The sequence below is a fragment of the Rickettsia endosymbiont of Polydrusus tereticollis genome (assembly GCF_964026385.1).
Taxonomy (GTDB): domain Bacteria; phylum Pseudomonadota; class Alphaproteobacteria; order Rickettsiales; family Rickettsiaceae; genus Rickettsia.
Genome location: NZ_OZ032142.1, coordinates 1,109,965 through 1,126,828 on the forward strand (window position 1 = coordinate 1,109,965; position 16,864 = coordinate 1,126,828).

Consider the following 16,864-nt stretch of genomic DNA (forward strand, 5'->3'; position numbering starts at 1 on the left):
AATTCTCTTTTACCTTAAATAAAAAAAATCCATTATGAATGAAATAATAACTACTACTAATGAGTTAGTAAAAGATATCAGTGTTCTTATTGAGAATACTAAAATACGAATAGCAAATAAAGCTAACTCTGAAATGACAATGTTATATTGGCACATTGGTAAAAAAATTTAGGAAGAAACTCTTAAAAACACAAGGGCAGAATATGGCAAACAGATTATTCAAACTTTAGCTCAGCATTTACGCATTAAGTATGGCAAAGGTTTTACTAGAGCAAGTTTATTTAGAATGCTTCAATTTTATGAAGCTTTTTCTGAAGAACAAATTGTCGCGACACTGTCGCGACAATTAAACTGGAGTCATATAATAGAATTATTGCCTGTAGATGAATGTAATAAAAGAGATTTTTATGCTTACATGTCTATACAAGAAAACTGGAGTGTAAGGCAATTACGTAGTAATATCGATAAAATGCTATATGAAAGAACTAAGCTGTCGCATAAGTCAAGTGGACAAGCAATATCACTCTTAAAAATAGATTCTAGGTTAGAACCAGATTTAATTCTTAAAGACCCTTATTTACTTGATTTCTTAGAACTTCCGGATGAGCATTATGAAAGTGACTTAGAAAATGCAATTTTACAACGGATTGAGCAATTTATTTTAGAATTAGGTACCGGCTTTTCCTTTATATCAAGGCAAAAGCGTATGACTATAGATAATGAACATTTTCACTTAGATTTATTATTTTTCAACAGAAAACTAAAAAGATTAGTAGCAATTGAATTAAAAACAGGAAAATTTAAAGCAGAATATAAAGGTCAAATGGAGTTATATTTAAATTGGCTAAAGAGGAATGAATGTTTTCAAGATGAAAACCCTCCAATAGGTATTATTTTGTGTTCTGAAAAATCAGATGCTCAAGTAGAACTTTTAGAAATGTCAGCAAGCGGTATACATGTTGCACAGTATTGGACAGAATTACCACCTATAGAAATTTTTCAGAAAAAAATTCAAGAAATAGTATTACAAGCAAAAAGAATTTATGAGAATAGAAATTTATTAGAAAGCGATATACAATAAATATGAAATCTCAAAAACAAGATAGTTTTACTAGAGGTTCTCAAGTTTTTGCACATCAAGTACGGATGTTTTTGCAAGGGTGTATTAATTCATTTATTGTCGGCTTAATATTAACCGTAATTTGGATTATATTTCGTTCATGTCATAAAATAACATATATAGGATTATATTATTTTTTCATTGAAAGGTATGTACAAATCAAATTGTTAATAGGACAATTTTTTTATCATAATTCATCAATAAATATTAAGTTTTATTATATTAAAAAACAAAACGGTAAATTGGTAGAACCAAAAGTGCTAGCTAAAATGCTTTACAAAGCAAAAGCAGCATCCTTGATCAAAATTGCAGGGTTACCTTTGGTAAAAAACAGTGAAGGTCAGCATATAATACTAATTGGTACTACCGGTTCCGGTAAAACTAATACGTTGAATATATTGTTGCCTCAACTAAGAAGTCAAGGGCATCGTGCCATATATTACTTATTACGCTTTTCTTTGGAAAGATCGTATTCACCAAGTGTGTCCATGTCATAATAGAATGGTTAAAGATAATGCTCCGTAACTGCTCTTTTTTCCAGCATTTCCAGATTTAATCGCAGCTGCCACGTGCTGAAACAGCGTGGATATAATTTAACACAGCTTGCTAGAAAGTTAAATATAAGTGAAGCATACTTATCGCAAATAGAGAATAAAAAGGTAATATAGATTTATATAAAAAAATATCTAAAGAATTAGATATAGATGTTGATTTGCTTCTTTAAGTATAATTTTACTAATAACTATAAGTTAGCATAATGCTTGTTAAAAAAAGTTAGAGCAGGGCATAAATATCAGATAAACCGGCTACAAATAAAAGTTCTATAATCTATATTATGGAAAGTAAACGTGCTATATAGCCAAATTAATTTAATAATACCGCTATTTTTTAATCAATGTATATTAAATTTTTCTCTAACTGAGGAAGGTATAAGCATTCTACCGTGTTGATCTATACTTGTTATTATTATTATTCTTTCCATTTTCCATTCAAAGCTTAATTTTTGTAATATTATTATTCTTTCCATATTTTATCTTTAATAAAAAACCTGTTTTTAAATCTAATCTAGTCAAAGCTTAATTTTTGTAATATAATGTTGTTATGACCAAAAAGATTAATAATAATTATTCGGCTATTGCTAAAAGAGTTATTTTCGCAGAAGCTACCGCTTTACAAAAATTATCTGATAATATACCGAATGATTTTGATAAAATTATAAATTATCTTTTACATTTTAAAGGTAGAGTAATTTTAACCGGTATGGGTAAAAGCGGTTATATTGCCAGGAAAATAGCAGCTAGCTTTGCCTCGACCGGTATGCCGGCTTTTTATCTTCATCCGGCAGAAGCAAGCCACGGCGACCTAGGTATGGTAACCTCTGATGATTTAGTTATTATGCTATCTAATTCCGGTGAGACTAAAGAATTAATTAATATAATTGAATATTGCCGAAACTTGTCTATAAAAATTGTGGCCATGACAATGAACGCTACTTCTACTTTAGCACAAAAAAGTGATTTTTTATTGATAGTTCCGAAATATGCGGAAGCTTCGTTAATCGGTGCCCCTACTATTTCTTCCTTAATAATGCTATCACTCGGTGATGCTTTAATAACGGCAGTACATGAAGAGCGTGGCTTTACTAAAGATGATTTTCGGCTATATCATCCAGGCGGCAAGATTGGAGCAAATCTGACAAAAATCGGTGATTTGATGCGTAGCGGTGATCAAATACCTTTAGTATATGAAGACACGCCTTTTACCGATACTATAATCATAATGAATGAAAAATGCTTGGGGTGTGCTTTAGTAGTTGATAAAGATTTACGTTTACTGGGAATTATAACGGACGGCGATTTGCGTCGTCATATTAACGATAAGATAAATGCAAAATTTGCGATCGATATAATGACTAAAAACCCTACTTATATTTCGCCGTTAATCTTTGCCAAAGAGGCATTGGATTTGATAAAAAATGAAAAAATCACTACCATACCGGTAGTTTTGAATAATATAGTTAAAGGTATTGTTCATATTCATGATTTACTAAGAAGCGGAGTTAGTTAAACTATGCGTTCGGGTGTCATGCCGTGGAACAGTATGACACCGTGCTTGCAACTAACCATAAAATGACACAACGACCTCATAGCAATCCACATATAAAATCAATATGTTATCTTATAAAATAAAAACTGCTTCATTAAAAATTTTCTCTTTTTTATGCATAATAGGAATTTTATATATCGGATATGTATTAATAAAAAATACTTCTAATATAATTGAAAAACACGATCACAAGCTAAATACTCCCCTATCCTCTTCTGCCAAGGTCGACCATACTACCAATCATAATCTAGAATATAAAATTATATTAAAAGATTCTGTTTTTGAAGGGCTGAATAAAAATTTAAATTCATATACGATTAAAGCCGAGCAAGCTATAAAAGATTCAGATGATAAATATAAATTAGATAAAATAAATGTATTGTATGAATTAAAGGACAAGCACCTACTTACTATTAATGCAAAAAACGGTTTTTTAAATAAGGAATCAAATGTTTTAAACTTACAAAATGATGTAAGAGTTTTTTTAGAAGATATAGCATTTAATACTAATGACGCACAAATTGATTTAATTCAAAAAGATATAATAAGTAACTCTTCCGTCACATTAACTTATAAAAATTCTAGTGTAATATCAAATAGTTTTAGTACTCAAAATGATAATAACCTTATAATTTTTAAAGGGAATGTTTTTACAACTATCAATCTATTAAATTTTTAATTGGGATTATGTTTATGTTCCGGTTTAGATTTAAATATAAGATATTATTTATTTTACTGTTTTTATTCGAAACGGAAATATTTGCAAAAGAGCAAGAAGTTAAAATTCTTCCCTCTAATCTATATATACAATCCGATAGTTTGATTATCGATAGAATAAGGCAGAAAATAGAATATATAGGGAAAGTAATCATATATTTTGAGGATGCAGTATTAAGAACAGAGATATTAGAAGTTATTTATAAAATAGAAGGAAATAAAAAAACCGTTGATCGTATTATTATTCCGACAAAATTAACGGTAAAGAGAGAAATGCATGATGAATTGTTAATTGCCGATTCGGCAGAATATTTTTTAGACAATAAACAACTTATTTTACTCGGTAACGTAATATTACAGCATGACGGTAGTATTTTAAAAACCGATAAACTAATTTATTATATTGATTTAAACACTGCAATGAAAAAAGATTAATGGATAAATTAGAAATTAAAAATATATCAAAGTCCTATAAAAAAAGGATGATACTGCGCGATATTTCTCTTGAGCTAAATAAAGGTGAAGTAGTTGGATTATTCGGTCCCAACGGAGCAGGAAAAACTACTTGTTTTAGTATTATTATCGGGTTAATGAAACCGGACAAGGGGAAGTTATTATTAAATAATAAAAATATTACTAATTTACCGATATATTTAAGAGCGAGGTTAGGTCTTGGTTATCTCCTTCAAGAACCTTCAATTTTTCGTGGGTTATCGGTCAAGGATAATATTAAGGCAATATTAGAAATATCCGAAAACGATAAGGAAATAATTGAACAAAAAACAAATGATTTATTAAAGAAATTTTCTATTTTACATTTAAAAGATTTACCTGCCGTAGGGTTATCGGGCGGGGAGCGGCGTAGGCTTGAAATTGCTAGAACTTTGGCTATCGAACCTAAATTTATTATGTTAGATGAGCCGCTTGCAGGGATTGACCCCCTTGCCGTTTCAGATATAAAAAACCTAATTACTTATTTGCGTGAGTTTAATATCGGTATTTTAATTACCGATCATAATGTACGTGATACCTTAGATATTGTAGATCGAGCTTATGTTATTTTTGACGGCAAAGTATTGTTAGAAGGTAATTCAAAAGAAGTAGCTACAAGCGAGGAAGTAAAAAAAGTATATCTAGGAAATACTTTTAGCTGATACTTTACTTAATAATCAAATAGTTATAGTTATTGGAGATAATTATGAATGAGGGGCGTGAATCAGATAATTATTATGCTAAGGAACTATTTTATAAACTTGCTAAAAAAAATGAAATTGCAAAAAATAAAATAAACCTTAATGAAATCGAAAAAGCAATTTACTTTGCAAAAAAGTCTCACGGTGAGCAAAAAAGACATTCCGGCGAGCCTTATTATTCGCATCCTATGGAAGTTGCTTCAATGGTTTCGGATTATCTCTTTGATACGGATACTATTATCGCGGCTATTTTACATGACGTGGTCGAAGATACCTCTTCTTCTCTTAAACAAATTGAATTACTTTTCAATAAAAGAGTAGCGGAAATAGTCGATATTGTAACTAAATTAACTACCGAACACCAATTATCTAAAGAAGAAATCCTTTATAAAATCAATAACTTCCCTGACCTAGAGCGTAAAACCTGCACTATTAAAGTTATAGATCGTTTACATAATATGAGGACTATTACTAATATAAAATCAATTGAAAAGCAAAAAAGAATTGCCAAAGAAACTTTGGATGTTTATATATCAATGGCAAACTGTACGAATTTACCTGCGGTAGCAAAGGAGCTTGAGGAAATTGCAACTAGGATTTATGAAGCATAGGGCACTTGTCATGCCTGCGGCTTGACGGCATTTTGTTGCGTGGCTCGAGAAAAGTGCTATATGTCATTCCCGCGAAGGCGGGAATCCAGAAAAAACACTTACAATAAGCAAAATTATATAAAAATTTACTATATAATTCGCTTAAATATTCTCTGGATTCCCGCCTTCGCGGGAATGACATCAAAAAGTATAACATTAGGTTAGTTAAAAAGTTAATGTCAATCAATAAAGAAATTTTTAGAGCTTATGATATAAGAGGCAATAGCTTTACAGATATAACTGAAACAACCGCTTATAAAATTGGATTTTGTTTTGCCGAAACTACTATAAGCAATAACAATAATAAAATTTGTATCGGTCGTGACGGCAGGCTTAGCTCCCCTGCCCTTTGTGATGCATTAATTAAAGGATTAGTAGACGGAGGTGCAGCCGTAATTACAATAGGCATCGTACCGACGCCGATGCTATATTTTGCCGATAAACAACTAATGCCGGCAGCTAGCATCATGGTTACCGGTTCTCATAACCCAAAAGATGATAACGGTTTTAAGATGCTAGCAATGGGCAAACCGTTTTTCGGTTCTCAGCTACAAGACTTACTTACAAAAATCCTTGATCTTGATCGCTCAAATATATCAATAACAAATTCCCCATTTAACAATATAAATGAAATTGATGTTACCGCCGGCTATCTCGAGCGAATTTTAAATAATATATCTATTAACTCTAAACTAAAAGTAGCCTGGGATCCGGGAAATGGAGCAGCAGGGAATATTACGGAAGCTTTAAAGACAAGGTTACCGAATAATAATATAGTTATAAATAGTAAAATTGACGGAAATTTTCCAAGCCATCACCCCGACCCGACAAGACCCTCCAACCTTAAGGAATTAATAGAAGTTGTGACTCGAGAAAATTGTGATATCGGTATAGCTTTTGACGGTGACGGTGATCGATTAGGCATTGTTAGTAGCGAGGGACAAATATTATTCGGTGATCAAATTGTTTGTTTATTTGCCGAAGATATTTTAAAGAAGCATCCTAACGCAACAATTATACTTGACGTAAAAGCAAGCCAGTCGGTAATTGATCAAATTAAGTCATACGGCGGGCAGCCTTTAATATGGCGTACCGGTCATCCTTTTATAAAAAGTAAAATGCAGGAAACAAATGCTTTACTTGCCGGAGAAATGAGCGGTCATATATTTTTTGCCGATAAATATTACGGTTATGATGATGCAATTTACGCAGCTTTACGTTTTCTTGATTTATTATCTCGTTCAGATAAATCATTAGACGAACTTATACAAAGCCTACCGAAATCATATAATACGCCGGAAATGAAAATTTTTGTTGTAAGTACAATGAAATTTAAAATAATTAGTGAGATAAAAGAACAACTATTAAAAAAAGGAATAGAATTTAATGATATTGACGGGCTGCGTGTCAATACTGAAACAGGTTGGTGGTTGCTGCGAAGCTCCAATACCGAACCTGCAATTATCGCACGAGCCGAGTCCACGACTGCTAAAGGATTAGAGGACTTAAAGAATATATTAGAGAATTTGTTAAGCAGATACGGACTTACTGTAGATTATTAAGAAAATGGCTCGAGAGAAGTAGCAGTATGTCATTCCCGCTTTCGCGGGAATGACATCAAAAATTCTATCCATACAACAACGCCTTCCCGATGCGGCAATGATGTTTAACCGTCCATGTAATAATACCATGCGAGAATGACATCAATTTTAGTTACCCATTAAAAAACTTAAATTAAAGTGAAAAAAGAAGTAATTATTATATGCGGTCCGACGGCTAGCGGTAAATCTTATTTAGCCCACCGTTTGGCTAAAACTTATAACGGCGAAATAGTAAATATCGACTCCATGCAGGTATATAAAGAAATCCCGATTATTACCGCCTCACCGTCGGAAGTTTATAAAGCCGAAATACCTTATCATTTATATAACTTTTTGCCTATCACCGAGGAATTTTCGGTGGTAAAATATTTGCAGTTAGCAGCAGAAAAAATACGAGATATAAGTAAAAGAAATAAATTAATAATATTAGTCGGCGGCACAGGTTTATACGTTAACTCTTTGTTATTCGGCTATAATCAGATTCCTAACATATCACAAGATTTAAGGCAGCATGTTAGAGATATACTAACTAAAATAGGTGCAGCGGAGCTTTGGCAACAACTGAAAAATCTTGACCCTTTGGCGGCTGCTAAAATAAAGCCAAATGATAGCCAGCGTTTAAGCAGAGCTTATGAAGTGTTTTTGCAAACAGATAAATCTATTTTTTTCTTTCAAACTCTTCCCAAGGAATCAGTTTTATCAGAATTTAATTTTAAGGTAATATTTCTTTCTCCTGAACGAACATTTTTATACAAAACATGCAATGAACGATTAGAAAAAATATTTAAGGAAGGAGCAATTACCGAAATAGCTGCAATTAAAGAAAATTTTCAAGACTTCACCGGCTCGGCAATAAAAGCTGTCGGTGTAAGCGAAATTTTAGCTTATTTAAACGGCGATACAACTTTAGATAAAGCCTTAATTTTAGCTCAAAATAAAACCAGGCAATATGCTAAAAGACAAATTACTTGGTTTAAAAATCAAATAAAAGAAAAAACAACTCTTGAATATTCTAACAAAAAAGAGTTTAGTAGATTTATTTCTGATATAACTCATTATTGTGCTATAGATTAGTACATTCGATGTCATTCCCGCGAAAGCGGGAATCCAGAAAAAATAGTCATCCTGAATTTATTTCAGGATCTATTGCAAGAGATGCTGAAACAAGTTCAGCATGGCAAAAAAAAAGTCTAGATTCCCGCCTTTGCGGGAATGACATTAAAAATTTTGCTTTATATTATAATAAGATCCTTTCCATTCCCAAATTGCTGCTGGGCTACCATCTCTATTATAAAATAACAAGTTATTATAATTTAAGTTCCTAGCAGCTAAGATTTTGATTTTTGCATTGCAGTGCATATCGAGAACTGAGTGCTCATCCCACGGAATTTTAATATATTTATGGTTTTTAGTTTGTTTTAAAATTACAAACGGACATCCAGCTAATGGGCATTTATCACCATAATTTATGTAGGCAAAAATTTCTTTTTTGCCATCATCGTTAATATCAAACAAATCAATACCTACATATTTTACATTAATATTTGCAAATACTGAGCTATCATTATAAACTTTATCAAAATATTGCTTAGCTATTTCCCTTTCTTTTGAGTAATTTTGATAATCAAATTGAACTTGGTATCCTGGGGGTTCTTGTTTTCTGATTTCTTTGGAGATAACAGCTTTAGAAGGGGAAAAACTGAAAACTGTAAAAATTAAGATTGAAAGATTAATAAAATAATTATAGGGTATACGTTGCATAATCTGACCCTTTGTTAATTAAATTTCATACTTCACTACTTAAGAACTAACTTTTCAATTTAAGATTACTATATTAATTTCAGTCACACAACAAAATAATGGGTAAAATATTAGGAAAGGTTCAAAATAGTCATAAGGAGTTACAAATGACGAAGTAAGATCAAGCCATGCAACAAGACATCCTCTCAATAACGTTGTTTTTATTTTGACTAATATAAAAAGCTTCTCTATATTTTTGTTCAAAGAATTTAAATTTATTAATGGTGACCATGAACAAGAATTTAAAATTATTTTTTTCAATGATTCTTATTACTTATAATATAAGTGCAAGTAGTAATATTTTAGCAGATGACGACTATCCGCAAAGCGAGAGAGACAAAAAATGGGAAGAAATAGGGTCGGCGGCAGGCGGTGAAGGATTAATTTTTAGACCGGGTAAAGTTAAAAACGAGTCAACCAAAGCAAGCGGATGTTTGGTTAACAAATATCTTTGGCAAGCTTCAATAGAAACTTTAAGCTTTGCACCTTTAGCCTCAGTTGATTCAAATGGCGGGGTTATAATTACCGAATGGTATAGTCCTCGCGGTAAACAAAATTTTCGTTTTAAAATAAATATTTTTATTAAAGATGATGTAATCCACCCTGATGCGTTAGAGGTAAAAATATTTGAAGAAATACTTAAAAATAATAATTGGCAACAAAGTGATAGTAAATCCGACCTTGCTCTTATTCTTGAAGATAAAATTTTAAGAAAAGCCCGTACTCTTTACATTAATGCCGATAGAAAATAATAAAATTATGAAAGATATTGAAGAGAAATGGCAAAAAATTTGGCATGATGAAAAAGCTTTTGAAGTTTCGAATAATAGCGATAAACCCAAATATTACGTGCTGGAGATGCTACCCTACCCTTCGGGGAAAATTCATGTCGGGCATGTACGCAATTACTCTATCGGCGACGTAATAGCAAGATTCATGACGACCAAGGGTTTTAACGTACTTCATCCGATGGGCTGGGACGCTTTTGGGCTGCCTGCCGAAAACGCCGCTATCAAAAATAACTCGCATCCGAAAGAATGGACTTACGAAAATATCGCAACTATGCGTAAGCAGTTGAAGTTTATGGGTTTTTCCTATGATTGGTCTAGAGAGATAACTAGTTGTGATCCCGATTATTATAAACATGAACAAAAATTCTTTTTAGAATTATATGAAAAGGGTTTAGCTTACAGAAAAGAATCGCTTGTTAATTGGGATCCTATCGATAATACAGTTCTAGCCAACGAGCAGGTAGTAGACGGACGTGGCTGGCGTTCCGGTGCATTAGTCGAAAAACGTTACCTTAAGCAGTGGTTTTTAAAAACCACCGATTATGCAGAAGAGTTATTAAACGAGCTACAAAATCTGACAGGTTGGCCTGATTCCGTTCGTTTTATGCAAGAAAAATGGATAGGTAAATCAATCGGTGCTAATTTTCATTTTCAGATTAAGGGTTACAAAGATAAAATACCTCTTGCGAAACTCGCTGCGTTTCGGGAATTTGAAGGAGACACGGAACGCAGAACCGCAGCGTACTCTAGTGTACGTGAGGATTCGAGTACCGGCTCGACGTACAAATTACCAAACGCAGTAGAGTTTCGCATTGAAGTATTTTCAACTAGACCGGAAACTATTTATGGCTCAGCTTTTGTCGGAATTGCTTTTAACCATCCGATAATTGAACAGTTAGTAGAAAAAACACCGGAAATAACTGATTTTATTACTAAATGTTCAAATGTCGTTAGTAGTCTCGAGCTTGATAAAGCCGAGAAAGAAGGAATATTTACCGGTCTTTATGCGATTCACCCCTTTGATGCTAATATCATTATACCGGTTATTATTACCAATTTCGTTCTAATGGATTACGGCACGGGTGCAATTTTCGGCTGCCCTGCTCATGATGAACGTGATTATGAATTAGCAACGAATATGGGACTTCCGATCAAACAAGTAATAAATAATGATGATATTCTAATCAACTCCGATTTTCTAAACGGCTTAACTGCTTCGGATGCTAAACAAAAAGTTATCGAAGAGTTTGAAAAACTTTCCATAGGTAAGTCTGTTACTAATTATCGCTTAAAGGATTGGGGGGTATCTCGGCAAAGATTTTGGGGCTGCCCTATTCCAATGATTCACTGCGGGACTTGTGGTGTAGTTCCTGTACCTTACAATGACTTACCTGTGAAATTACCAGATGACGTAACGTTTGACGGGCACGGTAATCCACTTGATAACCATCCTAGTTGGAAACATGTTAATTGTCCGAATTGTAGGCAACCGGCTATTCGTGAGACCGATACGTTTGATACGTTTTTTGAATCTTCTTGGTATTTTACCAGATATTGCGGACCTAACGCTAAAGAGATGACCGATAAAGCCGCTTGCGATTACTGGCTACCGGTAGATCAATATATCGGCGGTATCGAGCATGCCGTTATGCATTTACTATATGCAAGGTTTTTTACCAAAGTAATGAATGAGCAAAATTATTTAAGCATTCGAGAACCCTTTACCGGCTTATTTACTCAAGGGATGGTCTTACATGCGACTTATCAAGATGCTAATAATAATTGGTTATACCCCGATGAAGTTATAAAACAAGGCGATAATTTTGTTCATAAAGATACCAAGGAGCAAGTAAAGCAGGGTCGCATCGAGAAAATGAGCAAATCTAAAAAGAATCTTATTGACCTTGAGACGATGCTAGCTAATTACGGAGCCGATGCAATCAGGCTATTTGTGTTATCCGACAGCCCGCCGGAAAAGGATTTAGAATGGTTGGTAAGCGGCATTGAAGGCTGTGCACGCTTTATTGTAAAACTTGAAAGTACGGGAATATTAGCGTCAGTAATAAAAATTGTCCCTAATATCACCTATAACAAGGAACTCAATAGGTTAATTCACTCTACAATAAAACATGTCGGCGAGGATATAAAACATTTTCGCTTAAATAAAGCTATTGCTAGAATGCGTGAATTATTTAACGGCTTAGATGAAGAACTAAAAAAAGGGGAATTTGCAGATACAAGAACCTTTGAAAAAGGTTTTACTATTTTAATTCAGTTATTAAATCCGTTTATCCCTCATGTTACAGAAGAAATTTGGCAGAAACTAGGAAATCAAAATTATCTATATAAAACAGCATTTCCGGATTTTGATGAGTCTTTGCTTACGCCGGAGGCTTATGTTCTAGCAATTCAAGTTAACGGCAAACTTCGTGATACCTATGAATTTACTATTTTTGCCGATGAGGAAGAAATAAAAAAAACTGTTACCTCTTTACCGAAAATCCAAAAATTTTTAGAAGGCAAAGAACCAAAGAAAATTATTTACGTACCGAAAAAGATTGTGAATGTTATTTGTTAGAAATGTATACTCAAGTCAAAAATCTAAATCTGCATAGCAAAGAGGGGGGGAGAAGCCGGGGATTCTATCTTGTAATAGCAACCTGAAAGACGGGCGTGACTTTATTAACGAATACCAGTATTTAATATGAGGCCATTTTTCCCAATAAATTTCGCCAAAATAATCAAGAACCGATAAATGACAAGCACCGGCAATATCGGCGGCACTAAGAGAATCCGAAGCGATAAAGCTTCTTTGCTCAAATAGATTTGTCATATATTCTAAATGACGATTTAAATTATTTTTAGCAGCACGCAAAAATTCCGTTCTTGGGCTACCCATATTTGAAATCGACCTTATTACTTTTTCATCGATAATAATTTTTGTTACTTCACGATAGAATTTATCGTTAAACCAAGAAAATAATCGACGTGTTTCGCAACGTATATTTACGTCTTCATCTAAAAAATTAAAATTTGGATATTTTTCATGGAGATATTCAATAAAAGGATAAATTCCGATTATAAATAATCCATAAGAGTCTTCTAAAACCGGTAAAGTGCTTGCAGGATTTATTTTTAAAAATTCTTTGTTAAATTGCCAATAATCTTCTTTAATCGTTGTAAACTGAATATCCAGTTCTTTTAAAAATACTCTTGCTTGTCTTGATAAAGGACAGATAGGATAGTGATATAATTTTTTCATTATTTTATGACTATTCAGTCTTAAGTCATATAGATCCTGAAACAAGTGGCATTGTTGCATGGCTCAAAAAAAGTGTTGTATGTCATTCCTGCGAAAGCAGGAATCTAGAAAAAATACTTTTAAGTCATCCTGAATTTATTTCAGGATCTTTTTCAAGGGATGCTGAAACAAGTTCAGCATGACACAAAAAGTCTGGATTCCCGTTTTCACGGGAATGACATCGATTCGACCTATGCAACAACGCCGAAATAAGTTCGGGATGGCTATACTTCTTTTATATGGTCTATAAGCCGGATTCTGTATGGACTATAGAGCGGTTAAGCTATTTCATCCATTGCAGTTATTTATCTGGGATAAATGTTACCATTTACCTCAAGCAATCCACCCGCGTTACAACCGGTTAGAGATGCCCGGGAACGTGAAGTTCTGTAACGCCTATTTGATCTTGCTCCTGGCGGGGTTTTCCATGCGTAGTTTGTTACCAATCTACCGGTGCGCTCTTACCGCACCTTTTCACCCTTACCGAAAAAATCGGCGGTTTATTTTCTGTGGCACTATCCCTTAGGTGTTCTACCTAGCTGGGCGTTACCCAGCACCATATCTCTATAGAGTCCGGACTTTCCTCGTGAAATTCAGAAGAATTTAAACACGCAACTGCACGACCATGTTAATTATGCTAAATTTTCCCATTTTAGTCAATAATAAAAAATTTATTATTGCGGCTATTTCGCTCATACTATATTATAAAACAGTTATAATTATTTTTACTATATGAATAAATTAATTTACTATTTCGGGGCTAGCGGTAGCGACGGCAACGCTAGCATGAAAAATATACTCGGTAATAAAGGTGCAGGGCTTGCCGAGATGTCTAATTTAAACCTGCCTATCCCCGACGGCTTTACTATTACTACCGAACTTTATAATTATTTTTATAACCATAATCATAGTTTTCCTAAAAATTTCAGCAGTGATTTAAAAAAGGCTATTAAAAAGCTTGAGGTAACTACCGGTAAAATTTTCGGCGATAGTAAAAATCCTTTATTATTATCGGTACGCTCAGGCTCGACAATTTCCATGCCCGGTATGATGGATACCGTTCTCAATCTTGGTATGAATGATGAAGTTTGCACTGCACTTGCTATTTCTAGCAATGATAAACGTTTTGCTCTTGATAGTTATAAACGGTTTTTGGAAATGTATGGCTCGACCGTGTTATCTATACAAGCTGATTTATTTGATCAAATATACGAAGCACATAAGATTCAAGCTAATATTTATAGAGATAACGACGTTACGATAGAAATTTTAGAAAAGATAATTGAAGATTTTAAAAAGATAATTATAAAGCATAAAAATCAATTAGTTAGCGACCCTTACCAACAATTAGAATCGGCAATTAAAGCGGTCTTACAATCATGGATGAGCAATAGAGCGGTAATATATAGAAGAATTCATAATATAGCTGAGTCATTCGGTACTGCTATTAATATTCAATCTATGGTTTTCGGTAATTTAGGTAATAATTCGGCAACGGGCGTAGCGTTTACTCGCTCCCCTTCTACCGGTGAAAAAGGAATCTTCGGAGAATTTTTAATAAATGCCCAAGGCGAAGATATAGTATCCGGCACACGTACCCCCTTCCCTATCGTTTCAGAGGGTACAGATTCAACTCCTTCGATGCAGATAGTAATGCCGAAAATATTTGCCGAATTAGAAGAAATTTGTAAAAAACTAGAATTACATTATCTTGATATGCAAGATATAGAATTTACTATAGAAAATAATAAATTGTATATTTTACAAACTCGTAGTGCCAAAAGAACGGCACTTGCCAGCATTAAAATTGCCGTACAGATGGTTCAAGAAAAATTAATTTCTAAAGATCGAGCTATAATGCATATCGATCCTGAATCACTAAACCAGCTGCTGCATACAAGAATTGATTATAGTCAAAGTCTTACTGCTATAACCGAGGGCTTGCCGGCTTCTCCCGGAGCTGCAACGGGTATTGTAGTTTTTTCTCCTTATGACGCCGAAAAAATGTCTCATCACCATAAAGTAATTTTAGTTCGTCATGATACTAGCCCCGAAGATATCAACGGCATGCATGTCTCAAGCGGAATTTTAACCGTTAGAGGCGGCATGACCTCACACGCAGCAGTGGTTGCAAGAGGTATGGGAAAGCCCTGTGTTTGCGGTACGAATAATTTAATAATAGACGAGAAAAATCAATTATTAAAAGCAGGCGATATAACTATTAAACAAGGTGAAACGATAACAATAGACGGTGGAACCGGCAAAGTTTTTTTAGGGGCAGTGCCGTTAATTCAGCCGGTTTTTACCGAAGAATCGGAATTAATTTTAACTTGGGCTGATGAAATAAGTCATTTAAAAGTTCGAGCTAATGCTGAAACCGTCACGGATGCGGCAGTATCTCTAAAATTCGGTGCTAAAGGAATAGGGTTATGCCGCACCGAACATATGTTTTTTGATAAAAATAAGATTCCATTAGTTAGGGAAATGATCATTGCCCCTGACATAGAAAGAAGGAAACGGGCAATAGATGAGCTATTACCTTTGCAGATTGAGGATTTTAAAGCATTATTTCGTATCATGCAAGGTAAGCCGATAAATATTAGGTTACTCGATCCGCCTTTACACGAATTTTTACCGACAACCGAATTTGATAAACAAAATTTAGCGGATAATTTAAATTTACCTCTATCTTTAATTCGTCAACGTTTGCATGCGATGCATGAAACAAACCCTATGCTTGGGCATCGTGGATGCCGTTTAGGTATCTCATCGCCGGAGATTTATCAAATGCAAATAGAAGCAATTTTTACGGCGATATATGAATTACACCGCACAGAAAATATAGATTGCATTTTAGAATTAATGATTCCCTTAATCAGCAATGTTAATGAGATAAAAAAATTAAAATCTTATATCTACGAAGTAGTGAATGACCTAGAAAATCGCTATAAATACAAATTTTCTTTCACAATCGGTACAATGATTGAACTACCGAGAGCTGCTTTAAATAGCAGAGAAATAGCCAAAGAAGTCGATTATTTTAGTTTTGGTACTAACGATTTAACTCAAACTACTTACGGTATTTCTAGAGATGACGTAGCTTCATTTTTTCCTTATTATTTAGAAGAGAAGATTTTTGATTTTGATCCTTTTACTACCTTAGACGAAGAAGGCGTCGGGGAGCTAATAGAGATTGCTATAAAACGTGGAAAAGCTAGTAACGCTAATTTAAAACTCGGGGCTTGCGGTGAGCATGCAGGCAACCCAACATCCATAGATTTTTTTCATCGAATGAAATTAGATTATATTTCCTGCTCCCCTTACCGTATCCCCATCGCACGAATAGCCGCTGCACAAGCAAAAATTAAATATGGGTGATTTGAGTGTGTCTTATCGTATTACGATTATTACATACCGTGACTTGACTGGTGTTGTTGCATGGATCGAGAAAAGTGCTATATGTCATTCCTGCGAAAGCAGGAATCCAGAAAAAACACTTAAAATAAGCAAAATTATATAAAAATTTACTATATAATTCGCTTAAATATTCTCTGGATTCCCGTTTTCACGGGAATCCAGAGAATA

The 16,864-nt window shown here is 33.8% G+C and carries 17 protein-coding genes and 1 other RNA gene; 14 read left to right on the plus strand and 4 right to left on the minus strand.

Features of this window, described 5'->3' with window-relative positions; translation table 11 throughout:
- Positions 1-34 precede the first annotated feature (34 nt).
- The 4 genes from AAGD48_RS05375 (at position 35) to AAGD48_RS10640 (ending at position 1,788) form a co-directional block, all read left to right on the plus strand.
- Complete coding sequence (locus AAGD48_RS05375; RefSeq protein ID WP_341789296.1) at positions 35-172, plus strand: hypothetical protein; 138 nt, start codon at positions 35-37, stop codon at positions 170-172.
- 45 nt (positions 173-217) lie between these two features.
- Positions 218-1,081: a YhcG family protein gene (locus tag AAGD48_RS05380; RefSeq protein WP_341790747.1), complete on the plus strand. Its 864-nt coding sequence runs from the start codon at positions 218-220 to the stop codon at positions 1,079-1,081.
- 2 nt (positions 1,082-1,083) lie between these two features.
- Positions 1,084-1,617 (plus strand): type IV secretion system DNA-binding domain-containing protein, encoded by a 534-nt coding sequence (locus AAGD48_RS05385; protein ID WP_341789297.1) that lies wholly within the window; start codon positions 1,084-1,086, stop codon positions 1,615-1,617.
- Between the two features lie 72 nt (positions 1,618-1,689).
- Entirely contained in the window at positions 1,690-1,788 is a 99-nt protein-coding gene (locus AAGD48_RS10640; RefSeq protein WP_410526004.1) for a helix-turn-helix domain-containing protein, read from the plus strand.
- A gap of 224 nt (positions 1,789-2,012) precedes the next feature.
- On the opposite strand, the gene AAGD48_RS05390 is transcribed toward AAGD48_RS10640, so the two are convergent.
- Positions 2,013-2,147: a hypothetical protein gene (locus AAGD48_RS05390; RefSeq protein WP_341789298.1), complete on the minus strand. Its 135-nt coding sequence runs from the start codon at positions 2,145-2,147 to the stop codon at positions 2,013-2,015.
- Positions 2,148-2,221: 74 nt separating this feature from the next.
- Between AAGD48_RS05390 and AAGD48_RS05395 the strand changes: the two genes are divergently transcribed.
- The 7 genes from AAGD48_RS05395 (at position 2,222) to miaA (ending at position 8,461) form a co-directional block, all read left to right on the plus strand.
- On the plus strand, positions 2,222-3,187 hold the full coding sequence (locus AAGD48_RS05395; protein WP_341789299.1) for a KpsF/GutQ family sugar-phosphate isomerase: 966 nt from the start codon (positions 2,222-2,224) through the stop codon (positions 3,185-3,187).
- 103 nt (positions 3,188-3,290) lie between these two features.
- Positions 3,291-3,905: an LPS export ABC transporter periplasmic protein LptC gene (lptC, locus tag AAGD48_RS05400; RefSeq protein ID WP_341789300.1), complete on the plus strand. Its 615-nt coding sequence runs from the start codon at positions 3,291-3,293 to the stop codon at positions 3,903-3,905.
- 14 nt (positions 3,906-3,919) lie between these two features.
- The gene (locus AAGD48_RS05405; protein WP_341789301.1) at positions 3,920-4,378 is read left to right on the plus strand and encodes an LptA/OstA family protein; all 459 of its coding nucleotides are present in this window, start codon (positions 3,920-3,922) and stop codon (positions 4,376-4,378) included.
- On the plus strand, positions 4,378-5,097 hold the full coding sequence (lptB, locus tag AAGD48_RS05410; protein ID WP_341789302.1) for an LPS export ABC transporter ATP-binding protein: 720 nt from the start codon (positions 4,378-4,380) through the stop codon (positions 5,095-5,097). Before AAGD48_RS05405 ends, lptB begins: the two co-directional genes overlap by 1 nt.
- A gap of 32 nt (positions 5,098-5,129) precedes the next feature.
- The gene (locus AAGD48_RS05415; protein ID WP_341789303.1) at positions 5,130-5,747 is read left to right on the plus strand and encodes an HD domain-containing protein; all 618 of its coding nucleotides are present in this window, start codon (positions 5,130-5,132) and stop codon (positions 5,745-5,747) included.
- Between the two features lie 215 nt (positions 5,748-5,962).
- Positions 5,963-7,348: a phosphomannomutase/phosphoglucomutase gene (locus AAGD48_RS05420; RefSeq protein ID WP_341789304.1), complete on the plus strand. Its 1,386-nt coding sequence runs from the start codon at positions 5,963-5,965 to the stop codon at positions 7,346-7,348.
- 177 nt (positions 7,349-7,525) lie between these two features.
- On the plus strand, positions 7,526-8,461 hold the full coding sequence (miaA, locus tag AAGD48_RS05425; protein ID WP_341789305.1) for a tRNA (adenosine(37)-N6)-dimethylallyltransferase MiaA: 936 nt from the start codon (positions 7,526-7,528) through the stop codon (positions 8,459-8,461).
- 144 nt (positions 8,462-8,605) lie between these two features.
- On the opposite strand, the gene AAGD48_RS05430 is transcribed toward miaA, so the two are convergent.
- Positions 8,606-9,148, minus strand: a complete 543-nt coding sequence (locus AAGD48_RS05430; protein ID WP_341789306.1) for a hypothetical protein — start codon at positions 9,146-9,148, stop codon at positions 8,606-8,608.
- A gap of 269 nt (positions 9,149-9,417) precedes the next feature.
- On the opposite strand from AAGD48_RS05430, the gene AAGD48_RS05435 reads away from it, so the two are divergent.
- Positions 9,418-9,939 carry a DUF3576 domain-containing protein gene (locus tag AAGD48_RS05435; RefSeq protein ID WP_341789307.1) on the plus strand — a complete coding sequence of 174 codons (522 nt, stop codon included), beginning with the start codon at positions 9,418-9,420 and terminating at the stop codon, positions 9,937-9,939.
- A 7-nt stretch (positions 9,940-9,946) separates the two neighbouring features.
- A complete protein-coding gene (leuS, locus tag AAGD48_RS05440) occupies positions 9,947-12,556 on the plus strand; it encodes a leucine--tRNA ligase (protein WP_341789308.1) in 2,610 nt (869 codons plus the stop codon).
- A gap of 15 nt (positions 12,557-12,571) precedes the next feature.
- Here the strand turns inward: leuS and AAGD48_RS05445 are convergent, their stop codons facing one another.
- Both AAGD48_RS05445 and rnpB read right to left on the minus strand, forming a co-directional pair.
- Positions 12,572-13,240, minus strand: a complete 669-nt coding sequence (locus AAGD48_RS05445) for a glutathione S-transferase family protein (protein WP_341789309.1) — start codon at positions 13,238-13,240, stop codon at positions 12,572-12,574.
- A gap of 270 nt (positions 13,241-13,510) precedes the next feature.
- Positions 13,511-13,910, minus strand: an RNA gene (rnpB, locus tag AAGD48_RS05450) — RNase P RNA component class A.
- 101 nt (positions 13,911-14,011) lie between these two features.
- Between rnpB and ppdK the strand changes: the two genes are divergently transcribed.
- Positions 14,012-16,657 (plus strand): pyruvate, phosphate dikinase, encoded by a 2,646-nt coding sequence (ppdK, locus tag AAGD48_RS05455; RefSeq protein WP_341789310.1) that lies wholly within the window; start codon positions 14,012-14,014, stop codon positions 16,655-16,657.
- Positions 16,658-16,864 lie beyond the last annotated feature (207 nt).

What these genes read in the sequence shown, in the direction of transcription:
- AAGD48_RS05375 (WP_341789296.1), top strand. Translation starts at nt 35, where the DNA reads ATGAATGAAATAATAACTACTACTAATGAGTTAGTAAAAGATATCAGT.
- AAGD48_RS05385 (WP_341789297.1), top strand. Translation starts at nt 1,084, where the DNA reads ATGAAATCTCAAAAACAAGATAGTTTTACTAGAGGTTCTCAAGTTTTT.
- AAGD48_RS05390 (WP_341789298.1), bottom strand. Translation starts at nt 2,147, where the DNA reads ATGGAAAGAATAATAATATTACAAAAATTAAGCTTTGAATGGAAAATG.
- AAGD48_RS05395 (WP_341789299.1), top strand. Translation starts at nt 2,222, where the DNA reads ATGACCAAAAAGATTAATAATAATTATTCGGCTATTGCTAAAAGAGTT.
- lptC (WP_341789300.1), top strand. Translation starts at nt 3,291, where the DNA reads ATGTTATCTTATAAAATAAAAACTGCTTCATTAAAAATTTTCTCTTTT.
- AAGD48_RS05405 (WP_341789301.1), top strand. Translation starts at nt 3,920, where the DNA reads ATGTTCCGGTTTAGATTTAAATATAAGATATTATTTATTTTACTGTTT.
- lptB (WP_341789302.1), top strand. Translation starts at nt 4,378, where the DNA reads ATGGATAAATTAGAAATTAAAAATATATCAAAGTCCTATAAAAAAAGG.
- AAGD48_RS05420 (WP_341789304.1), top strand. Translation starts at nt 5,963, where the DNA reads ATGTCAATCAATAAAGAAATTTTTAGAGCTTATGATATAAGAGGCAAT.
- AAGD48_RS05430 (WP_341789306.1), bottom strand. Translation starts at nt 9,148, where the DNA reads ATGCAACGTATACCCTATAATTATTTTATTAATCTTTCAATCTTAATT.
- AAGD48_RS05435 (WP_341789307.1), top strand. Translation starts at nt 9,418, where the DNA reads ATGAACAAGAATTTAAAATTATTTTTTTCAATGATTCTTATTACTTAT.
- leuS (WP_341789308.1), top strand. Translation starts at nt 9,947, where the DNA reads ATGAAAGATATTGAAGAGAAATGGCAAAAAATTTGGCATGATGAAAAA.
- AAGD48_RS05445 (WP_341789309.1), bottom strand. Translation starts at nt 13,240, where the DNA reads ATGAAAAAATTATATCACTATCCTATCTGTCCTTTATCAAGACAAGCA.
- ppdK (WP_341789310.1), top strand. Translation starts at nt 14,012, where the DNA reads ATGAATAAATTAATTTACTATTTCGGGGCTAGCGGTAGCGACGGCAAC.